Annotated in this window: 10 protein-coding genes; 8 read left to right on the top strand and 2 right to left on the bottom strand. The window is 37.8% G+C overall.

Going from position 1 to position 9,081, the window contains the following annotated elements:
• A partial coding sequence (locus V4596_01975) for a CHASE domain-containing protein (GenBank protein ID MES2767887.1) occupies positions 1-826 on the bottom strand: 826 nt, incomplete at its 3' end.
• Positions 827-988: 162 nt separating this feature from the next.
• On the opposite strand from V4596_01975, the gene V4596_01970 reads away from it, so the two are divergent.
• On the top strand, positions 989-2,128 hold the full coding sequence (locus V4596_01970) for a PQQ-dependent sugar dehydrogenase (protein MES2767886.1): 1,140 nt from the start codon (positions 989-991) through the stop codon (positions 2,126-2,128).
• Here the strand turns inward: V4596_01970 and V4596_01965 are convergent.
• Positions 2,116-2,736 (bottom strand): class I SAM-dependent methyltransferase, encoded by a 621-nt coding sequence (locus tag V4596_01965; GenBank protein MES2767885.1) that lies wholly within the window; start codon positions 2,734-2,736, stop codon positions 2,116-2,118. The genes V4596_01970 and V4596_01965 overlap by 13 nt on opposite strands.
• 186 nt (positions 2,737-2,922) lie before the next feature.
• Between V4596_01965 and V4596_01960 the strand changes: the two genes are divergently transcribed.
• The 7 genes from V4596_01960 to V4596_01930 form a co-directional block, all read left to right on the top strand.
• Complete coding sequence (locus V4596_01960) at positions 2,923-3,165, top strand: hypothetical protein (protein ID MES2767884.1); 243 nt, start codon at positions 2,923-2,925, stop codon at positions 3,163-3,165.
• Positions 3,166-3,489: 324 nt separating this feature from the next.
• The gene (locus V4596_01955; protein ID MES2767883.1) at positions 3,490-3,933 is read left to right on the top strand and encodes a GNAT family N-acetyltransferase; all 444 of its coding nucleotides are present in this window, start codon (positions 3,490-3,492) and stop codon (positions 3,931-3,933) included.
• A 19-nt stretch (positions 3,934-3,952) separates the two neighbouring features.
• Positions 3,953-4,321 (top strand): hypothetical protein, encoded by a 369-nt coding sequence (locus V4596_01950; protein MES2767882.1) that lies wholly within the window; start codon positions 3,953-3,955, stop codon positions 4,319-4,321.
• 216 nt (positions 4,322-4,537) lie between these two features.
• Complete coding sequence (locus tag V4596_01945) at positions 4,538-5,977, top strand: S28 family serine protease (protein ID MES2767881.1); 1,440 nt, start codon at positions 4,538-4,540, stop codon at positions 5,975-5,977.
• A 123-nt stretch (positions 5,978-6,100) separates the two neighbouring features.
• A complete protein-coding gene (locus V4596_01940; GenBank protein ID MES2767880.1) occupies positions 6,101-6,538 on the top strand; it encodes a hypothetical protein in 438 nt (145 codons plus the stop codon).
• A 51-nt stretch (positions 6,539-6,589) separates the two neighbouring features.
• Complete coding sequence (locus tag V4596_01935) at positions 6,590-8,716, top strand: S8 family serine peptidase (GenBank protein ID MES2767879.1); 2,127 nt, start codon at positions 6,590-6,592, stop codon at positions 8,714-8,716.
• Between the two features lie 98 nt (positions 8,717-8,814).
• Positions 8,815-9,081: phospholipase D-like domain-containing protein (locus tag V4596_01930; GenBank protein MES2767878.1), on the top strand; the 267-nt coding region annotated here is incomplete at its 3' end.

Below are 9,081 nucleotides of genomic sequence, written 5' to 3'. Positions count from 1 at the left end.
TAAACAATGCAATTAAAGCGATAAAAATATAAACGACGGTAAAAATTTTATTTAGACGTGCTTTTCTAGCTTCTATTGCAGAGCCACGCTTGAGATCTACAGCCACCAATAATTTTTGGTTTAAGACATCCGATTCAAACTCCAATTCTGCTTTTCCACTGGATTCTGCGCCGTAAGTATAAACATAATTTTCGTGACCCTTCCACTTTACAGTCACTGAAATATTGTGGAGTTTTCGGCGTTCAAAAAATCGATCTAACATTTCATTTATACTGATAACTCCATTGTACCAGCCTTTAAAAATTTCTTTATCATATATGGGTATGTAAAGGATTAACCCTTTTGGGCCTTGGTAAAGATCGATCACATGACTGATTGTTGGCAATTTGGATTTTTTTGCGTCCAAAAGATATTGAGTGACTTCGGTTCGGTGTAAAATATTTTTTCCAATGGCAGATTTGTTGCCTTTCGAGGGATAAATCCATTTAATTGTACCCTCGGTGTTCACCCAGTTTATGGCATAGAAGCCGGGTAAATTGTTAGAGACGGCTGGTATAATTTTAAGAAATTGTTCTTGGTTGTTAGGAAATATATCAGGTCGTGCGTGTGCTATGATTTCTAATATTTTAACTCTGTAGGCGATATTTCTACGAAGGTTCTCAGCAAGTTCAAAAGAGACAAACTCTGTTTCCTTTTGGATTAAATCATTTTCGGTATTTTCATATGATTCTTGGACATATTTAGTTACGATTACGCTTAAGGTAACAAAAATAATAGAGATTGTTATAGCCGAAAATTTAAAGATAAAACTTTTTGATAAACGCATATGTTTTTGTGTCCTCGCGACATACCCACAGTCGCACATTTGATATATAATTCTTAAATTATTAAAAAAATAAGAATAAGTGTATTAAATCAGTAAAAGTGCCTAAAATGCTACAAAAAACTATTTTGCGATGTCGCGATATTAGATATAAACTCTTATCTTATGAGAACTACAGTTTATTTTTTATTATTTTTGTGCCTAGCCCTTTCTCAAGTGGTGCAATCTGAAACCATTTCTCAAGAAAAAGCGAAACTACCTTTAGAAAAAATTAAATTGCCAAAAAATTTTGAAATTTCTGTATTTGCCGTGGTTCCAGGGGCGCGATCTTTAGCCATTTCACCTGATGGAACTATTTTTGTAGGCTCGGGAGGTTTGAGTGGAAGCGTTAAAAAAGTTTATTCAGTAAGAGATACAAATGGAGATAATAAAGCTGATGTTGTTAAAGTTTTAGCTGATGGCCTTAATTCTCCAAATGGCGTGGCATATCGCGATGGGAATCTTTATATAGGAGAGATTCATCAGATCCAAGTAATAAAGAACGTAGATAAATTCGTAAAAGATGTAAAAGCCGTGGCTAGGCCTGAAAAGATTGGTCCATCATTTCCCAAAGATAAGCACCATGGATGGAAATTCATTCGCTTTGATCAAAATGGAAATCTCTATGTGCCGGTAGGTGCTCCATGCAATGTGTGCAAAACAGATCCAGGTTATGCCACCATTTTTAAAGTGGATTTGAAAAGTAATAAAAAAGAAATTGTTGCAGAAGGTGTTCGAAACACCGTTGGATTTGACTTCCATCCCGCCACAAATGAGTTGTGGTTTACGGATAATGGCAGAGATTGGATGGGCGACAATATTCCTCCTTGCGAGCTCAATAGATTAGAGAAAGAAAAATCTCACTTTGGATTTCCTCATTGCCATGGGAAACATATCGAGGACCCGGAGTTTAAAAACAAGCTAGGGTGTTTATCTTATGCTCCTCCAGTACTGGAACTTGGAGCTCATGTGGCCCCATTGGGGATGAGATTTTATATTGGAAAACAATTTTCAGAAGAATACCGAAATCAAATTTTTATTGCAGAACATGGATCTTGGAATCGGTCTCAACCTCAAGGATACAAAGTGGGTCTAGCCAAGCTTGATGGAAATAAAGTTATATCTTATACAACTTTTGCTGAAGGTTGGTTGAGCGGAAAAGATTATTGGGGAAGACCTGTGGACGTCGAGATTTATACGGATGGATCTCTTTTGGTGTCCGATGATTACGCTGGCGTTATTTATCGTATTTCTCAAAAACGATAGAGGCTGTCCGTGAAGGCTGAGTTCTTGTGATTAGAGAATTTCTTTGACTCTAATAATCCCCATGAGACAAAAGTGAATTTGTCTTTCAAAAATTTTTCATAAACGTGATTTTTTCTTTGAATCGCATAAGAATCTGTAAAATTTAAATCCTTTTTTAATATTTTATAATCTTCTTGAGTGGGAACGTGGAAATAAACGTACTTACAGGATTTTGAAAGTACATCGATAGATTTTTTAAGTTTGTCGTCAGGGATGTATTGCAAAACTGAGTTACATAGTCCCAAGTGATAGGGTTTTTTCGGAATTTTTAGGTTATAAATTTCTGATATTTCGAGTTTGAAATTTTTAGACCATTTTTTCTTTTTTAAGCTTTCATAAGCATAAGGTGAAATATCGCATCCACGGATGTGAGTAGCTTCTAATTTTTTAGAAACATCACGCAGCAGAGTGCCTTTGCCAAATCCAAAATCATAAACCGAAGAAATATGAATTCCCATAAGATGAAAAAGCGTTTTCAAGTAATCACCATGGTCTCTGGAGTTATAATCTCCGTCGATGGTTTCGTTCTTGGGGTATAATTTATCAAAGTACGTTTTATTGAATTTCATATGATTTTAATTTCTTAACAAATTTTTAGCGAGATGGCATCCCTAAAAGGGAAAAATTCCTCTTCAAATGGACTTTTTTGACATGATTCTTTCTGAAATCAAAAGTATTCCTATTATATTCGGGCACGCCTCTTGCTTGGTTATTTGTTAGCTATTTGTAACTGTAATTAACCAAAGGAGCACAATATGTCTTCATTTACTGAATTTTCAAAAAATCATAAAGAGGATGATAATAATATGGGTAATAATAAGAAAAAACCCAATTCCAAAGTGAACGATATCGGAGGAAATAGACTTGATCCGAATACGGGAAATGAAAGAGAAGATAGGGAGCCCGTGAATAAACGAAATCTTCACGAAGCCAATGATATTCCGCAAACTAGAGAACGCTCTCAAGATAGAAATGAACGTCAGACCTCGCGTCTGTAGTTTTAATTTCAGGAGAGCAAAAGGTCGTCCTAATCGGACGACCTTTTTTTTGAAAAGCGCCCTCCTACTGATCAGAAAGGGCAGACGCATCTATAATCTGTTGTAGCCTCGTGTATTTCTTCTTTGAAATCATATTTATGAATCCCGCAAAGCTCTGAATATATTCCGGACGTTTGTTTGCAGTGTTCTTTGCATGAACACGAGGCTAAAAGATTTGCATCGTGATAAGCAGATTCTTTTGAAAAACTAGAAACACCTACATACTTTCACCGATCAGAAAACAAAGAGATGACCAGACCCTAATCTCATGACATAGTTATCTCTATGGAAATCAAGATAGCCGAAACCAACGCGGAGATTCTTTTCGCCTACCCAGTCATGAAGGAGCTAAGACCTCATCTTGTCGAGGAAAAATTTATCGAAATCATACGCCTTATGGCACAGGAAAAATATAAACTCGTATGTCTACTCGATCCTAATGTGCGAGCCGTCGCAGGAATTCGACTAATGGAAACGTTAGCTACAGGAAAAGTCTTATATGTAGATGATCTTGTTACCAGTATGGAATATCGATCAAAGGGATACGGAAAAATTCTTTTAGATTGGTTAATTGATACAGCAAAGAAACAAAACTGTCACTTTCTTAAGCTGGATTCCGGTCTAAAGAGAACCGATGCGCATCGTTTTTATCGGCGTCATGGTCTAGAACAGATCGCTCATCATTTTTCCATACCGACAGATGGGGGGCCGCAATGGACGAGCGAATAAAAGAATTAGGGGGATTGAAATGAGTCCATATTTTCATTTGTCTATCGGAGTGAGGTCTATAGAAAGTTCGGTCGATTTTTTTACTCGTGTTTTGACTGCTACCGTTCAACACCAAGATCCCTCGGGCTATGTAAACATCGATTTTTTTGGAACTCAGATCACTTTGAAACAAAATCCACTTATCGAACCCAACTTACCAGATCTACATTTCGGGATTAATCTAGGAATAGCTGAGTTCAATCAGCTCTCTGAAAACATTCTTATGCAAGACCCGAAATGTATTTCTATGGCACCAACGGTAGTCGATCCAGATACAAAGCTAGAACGAAAAAAAATGTATGTGAAATGCCCGACAGGATATTTAGTGGAAATCAAAGGTTATAAATAGCAGTCAAATCACTTGTTTTTCTAACAGTTATCATATCGAAGAAGAGTCCACAGGCATGGTGCAGCACGTACCTATGGAGGTACTGCATAAGCCCTCTTATATTTGATCCAAGTGCTGGGCTTGTTCTTATCGACGTTCAGGAGGTGAGATTTATTATGATTTTTATGGTAAGACAAGTTCTCTTATAGTACTTCTGAGAACCGGTGGGAGGGGTTCATGAAAACTCTATTTAATTTAGTCAGTGTTCTATTTGTTGCATTATTCATTTCAAACACAGCATTTGCTGATATCAGATTGTTCGAACTTCATAGACAAAAAGTCCTAGCGAAGAGAGAGCAGGCTCTTCTTAAAAAGAAAACCGGTATTACTCTAAGAGGTTTAGAAACAACTGAACTTAAATCCTACACATTCGATCAAAAACTTGATCACAGCGATGCCAATGATACGAGAACTTTCAAGCAAAGATATTTTATCAATACGGAGTTGGCAAAAGACGTTACAACATCGCCGGTTCTTTTATATATATGTGGAGAAGCTGAATGCAATCCTAATAAATCGATTCTGTCCCATGCAAAAGAGTTGGGGGCAAGCGTTGTCTATGTTGAGCATAGATATTACGGCAAGTCGATGCCTACAACAAATCTCACTGCTGAGAATTTAAAGTATCTTTCAACTGCACAAGCATTAGAAGATTTAAAAGCGATTCAAATTTATCTTCAAAAAGAAAAAAACTTTAAAGGCAAATGGGTTGTGCTTGGTGGATCTTATGCAGGATCTCTAGCAGCTTATTATCGTTTAAAGAATCCAGATCTAGTCGTAGGAGCACTATCTTCTTCAGGTCCAGTGATGGCGAAAGAAAATTTTGAAGAATACGATCTTCACGTTTCCAAAGTTGTTGGTGAACAGTGTGGGGCGAAGATGAAACAAGTTGTAAAAGAAGTCGAAGCTCTTTTCGATAGCCCAGAAAAACTCTTGGAAGTTAAAAAGAAATTCCGTGGCGAAGCCCTCACAGACAATGTGGATTTTATGTATCTGATTGCAGATATGGGAGCTCTCGCTGTTCAATATGGATATAAAAATCGCTTCTGTGAACTTTTAGATTCTGAAAATCCTCTTCAAGGCTACGCAAAATTCACAATCGAGATCTTTGACAGTTGGGGAATGACAGCTTTGGACATGTCCGCAGCTGGTGCTCTAGATCCTAATGTTGATTCTTCTGATAACATGAGACAGTGGTTCTATCAATCATGCACAGAGTACGGTTACTGGCAGAATGCTTACCATGATGAAAAAATCTCGGTAAGATCAACTCTTATCAATGCCGATTACCATAGAAATATTTGTATTCGACTTTATGGTTTAGACACTTCTGGAAATGAAAAATATGTGAACGAAACTTACTACGCACCACTTTTGGATGCGGGTAGAGCTTCGAATATTTTTTATACCAATGGTTCTACGGATCCTTGGTTGAATCTTTCTATTGCTCCCGAAAATAAGAATGATTCCAACACAGCCACTGTGACTTTCACGATGGAAGGGGCTGCCCATTGCGATGACCTTGGAAATAACTCTTTGTCAGATGTTAAGAAAGGTAGACAAATGTTTGTTGAGCTTGCTAAGAAGTGGCTAGCAAATTCATCTTTCGAGAATTAATTCCATAGTTTTTGTTTAGATCTATTCATAACTCAGTGGCGCTTCAATGCGCCATTGTGATTTTTGACCCATGGATGTAATTACGTCTTACATGAAAGCCGAGCATTGCTCGGAGGAGGACGTATGAAAGCATTTGCAATCAAAGTATCAACAACATTATTAACAGCGTTTTTTCTTTCTACCAGCGCCATTGCGGCCGATGTCGCAAAAAAAGATTTACCTAAAACCATTCTCATTAAAAAAGATCAAGATGGAACTCTATATGTTCATAGATCAAATATCATTCTTCAGGGAGTCGATAAAACCACTGCCGAAAAACTAGATGAATTAGAATTCGAAAAAGTTTCAAGTCTCTCAGATGTGATCAATGTAGAAAGTATTGTTTCAAACACGGATGAGCTGGATAGAGACCTGCCTCGTCAGAGTTGGTACATTTACTATGGAAATTATCATGGCTACTATTACCCTTATTATCCCGTCTATTACTATAGCTATACTTACTACCCTTACTACAATTACGGTTGGAGTGGATGTAACTACTATTGGTATAGATACTATTAAATAAAATTAATTAGAAAAATTAATCAGTCTAAAAAAGTTCATGGAGTGTATATGAGAACGATTTTAAGTTTAGTGTTAGTGAGTATTTTATCAACTCAAAATGGATTTGCAACGGAGGTTGATAACATTGAAGAAAATATTCGAATATTAGGCTTTGATAGATTTTATACAGATCTCAAGAGAGACAAAAATAGAGAAGTCGTAAAAATTGCAGTCTTTGATTATGGATTTGATGGATACCAAGAGGAAAAAGGATATTCAATTCCGGAGAACACGTTCTTAAAAGTTAGGCCAGGCGATACGAACGTAAGATCTCCTGACGATAAAAACACTCATGGCCTAGTCATGGCTCAAATTATTACTCAATACATGACAGACAATTATAACAAATGGAGTTTGGCTCCAAAGATCTATCTCTATAAGTCCGATGGTTATAGTAATTTTCAATGGGCAATTGAGGATGCCATTAAGAATGGTGTGGAAATCATTCTTCATTCCATAGTCATTGAGTATGGAAGTAATTATGATGGAAGAGGTTTTTTTAACACTCTTGTGAATCGAGCTACAAATGCAGGAATTGTTTGGGTCAATGCTGCCGGAAATTTTGGATTAACAACTTTCAATTCAGACATTGTAATCTCGGACAGCAGTTGGGTCGATATGGACCTAGAACAGAATGCGCTTCCCGTAAAATGTGAGTTCCCGGAAAGTACTAAAATCAAAAAACAAAATAGAAAATGCAATTTAAGACTTGTCCTTGCGTGGGATGATTTTAAAAATAAACCACAAGAAGGTTCTGCGAAAGACTTAGATCTTTATATGTTTGATGAGAATTTTGAAAAATCAGTTGCCTCAGAATTGACCCAAGTGGAATCGGACGATCCTAATCAAGGACAATCTGGATTTACACTTTATCCTCGTGAAATCATCGAAACCCAAATTCCTGAAGGCACTTCTTATGTCAAAGTAAGATCAAAGAGCGATAACTTTGCCTCAACCGATAGATTAAGAATCACGGCCGAGGGAGATTACGTGAAATTTCCAGTAAGAGATAAAGAAGAAAGCTTACTCAATCCTGCCGACAATCCGAATGTGATCACTGTAGGCGAAAAATCTTCTAAAAGCTCGGTGTCTAAATCTTTAAATAAACCTGAGTTAATTGCACCATCTCTTGTGAAGGGTGACGACGGGAAAAAATACAAGGGCTCTTCGAATGCAGCGGCAGTTGTTGCGGCGGGTATTGGTCTTATGAAAAAAATAAATCCAGATTTAGATCGTGAAGCAATTTTGGAATTGGCTTCAGGTGGGGCAACGGCAGATGATGTTCTGAAATACCCAGCTCCTCAAAGACCTCCGGTGCCAGGAGGACCTTTTGTACCAGGTTATGCGCCGCCTGAATTGAGTCATGCGAGATTCAATCAATCCAATGGCCCGACCACGCAAGAAGATGAAGAGTACTATGAGAGACAGCCTAGAAGTGGTTCTCCAAATCCATATTCTATCCCAACTCAACTTTTGCAATTTGGTTCGCCTCAAGGAGTAGGATGTTTTCCGCTTGCGGATATAAAGGCTGTTGAGCCATGCATAGTCGCCAATTTTATTATCAAGTCTCAGAGTTTACTTGTGGCAACAACGGCAGGATTAAAAATCGCGACCTCCTTTGATCCCATTGTTTTTATCCCAGGAGACGCAAGACTTGATATCAGAGATCAGATTGCAATTTTCCCTGCGGAGGGATTTGCTTTTCGAAGAGTTCCTAGAAATGTTCCACTTCCAAGGGGAGCTATTGAAATCTTCAAAATGCCAGTGGATGAAATCATTTGTAAACTTCCAGATTGGGATTTCTTAGTGACTGAAATGGAAGTTTCTAGAAGAAAATTGTATGAGGCTAATGCTACAGGCGCCTACAATAATTATATTCCGCAAAGTTGCAGTGTTGGCTCTCTGGCACAGACACATTTTCCGGTTTCAAATTGGGGAATGTACCCAGTTTTACAGCAGTCTCCATACTCTGCGCCGGTTGGCCCGTCTCCTGTGGAAATTAGATCTCAGTATCGTCCTTCGCAAAATCAAGGTGGTTATGGATATCAGCCTAGACAACGTCAACCTGGATATGGATCTTCTAGTTCGGAACAGAATTTTCAACTTCCAAATCCGTCTGATGTAAAAGATGAATAATCATCTGCTGTGATGTCCTAATCTAGAATAAGTGAAATTCTTTACACATATATGAAGCCTCTCTTGCCGGAAAAGGGGAGTTTCGCTTAAGATAACACATGATTTATTTTAATTCTCAAAACGTGATCAATAGTCTTCTAGAAGAAATAGATCAAAGTCAAAATTCTATAGAAATCGAAATGTACATTTGGGATCCCGATGATGTTGGAAAGCTCTTTGAGGAAGCTCTTTTAAGAGCCATTCAACGTGGTGTGAGCGTTCGTTTGATTGTTGATAGGGTCGGGTCATTGGAATGGATCACGACGAGGATGGATGATCTGAAGGCCAAAGGAATTGATATTCGTGTTTTTAGGCCAATTCCCGGC

The organism is Bdellovibrionota bacterium (genome assembly GCA_040386775.1).
Classification (GTDB): domain Bacteria; phylum Bdellovibrionota; class Bdellovibrionia; order Bdellovibrionales; family JAEYZS01; genus JAEYZS01.
The sequence above is the reverse complement of the archived record's forward strand: the minus strand, read 5'-3'. Positions and strand labels throughout refer to the sequence as shown.

Coding starts and splice junctions, on each gene's coding strand:
- V4596_01970 (MES2767886.1), top strand. CDS start 989: ATGAGAACTACAGTTTATTTTTTATTATTTTTGTGCCTAGCCCTTTCT.
- V4596_01965 (MES2767885.1), bottom strand. CDS start 2,736: ATGAAATTCAATAAAACGTACTTTGATAAATTATACCCCAAGAACGAA.
- V4596_01960 (MES2767884.1), top strand. CDS start 2,923: ATGTCTTCATTTACTGAATTTTCAAAAAATCATAAAGAGGATGATAAT.
- V4596_01955 (MES2767883.1), top strand. CDS start 3,490: ATGGAAATCAAGATAGCCGAAACCAACGCGGAGATTCTTTTCGCCTAC.
- V4596_01950 (MES2767882.1), top strand. CDS start 3,953: ATGAGTCCATATTTTCATTTGTCTATCGGAGTGAGGTCTATAGAAAGT.
- V4596_01945 (MES2767881.1), top strand. CDS start 4,538: ATGAAAACTCTATTTAATTTAGTCAGTGTTCTATTTGTTGCATTATTC.
- V4596_01940 (MES2767880.1), top strand. CDS start 6,101: ATGAAAGCATTTGCAATCAAAGTATCAACAACATTATTAACAGCGTTT.
- V4596_01935 (MES2767879.1), top strand. CDS start 6,590: ATGAGAACGATTTTAAGTTTAGTGTTAGTGAGTATTTTATCAACTCAA.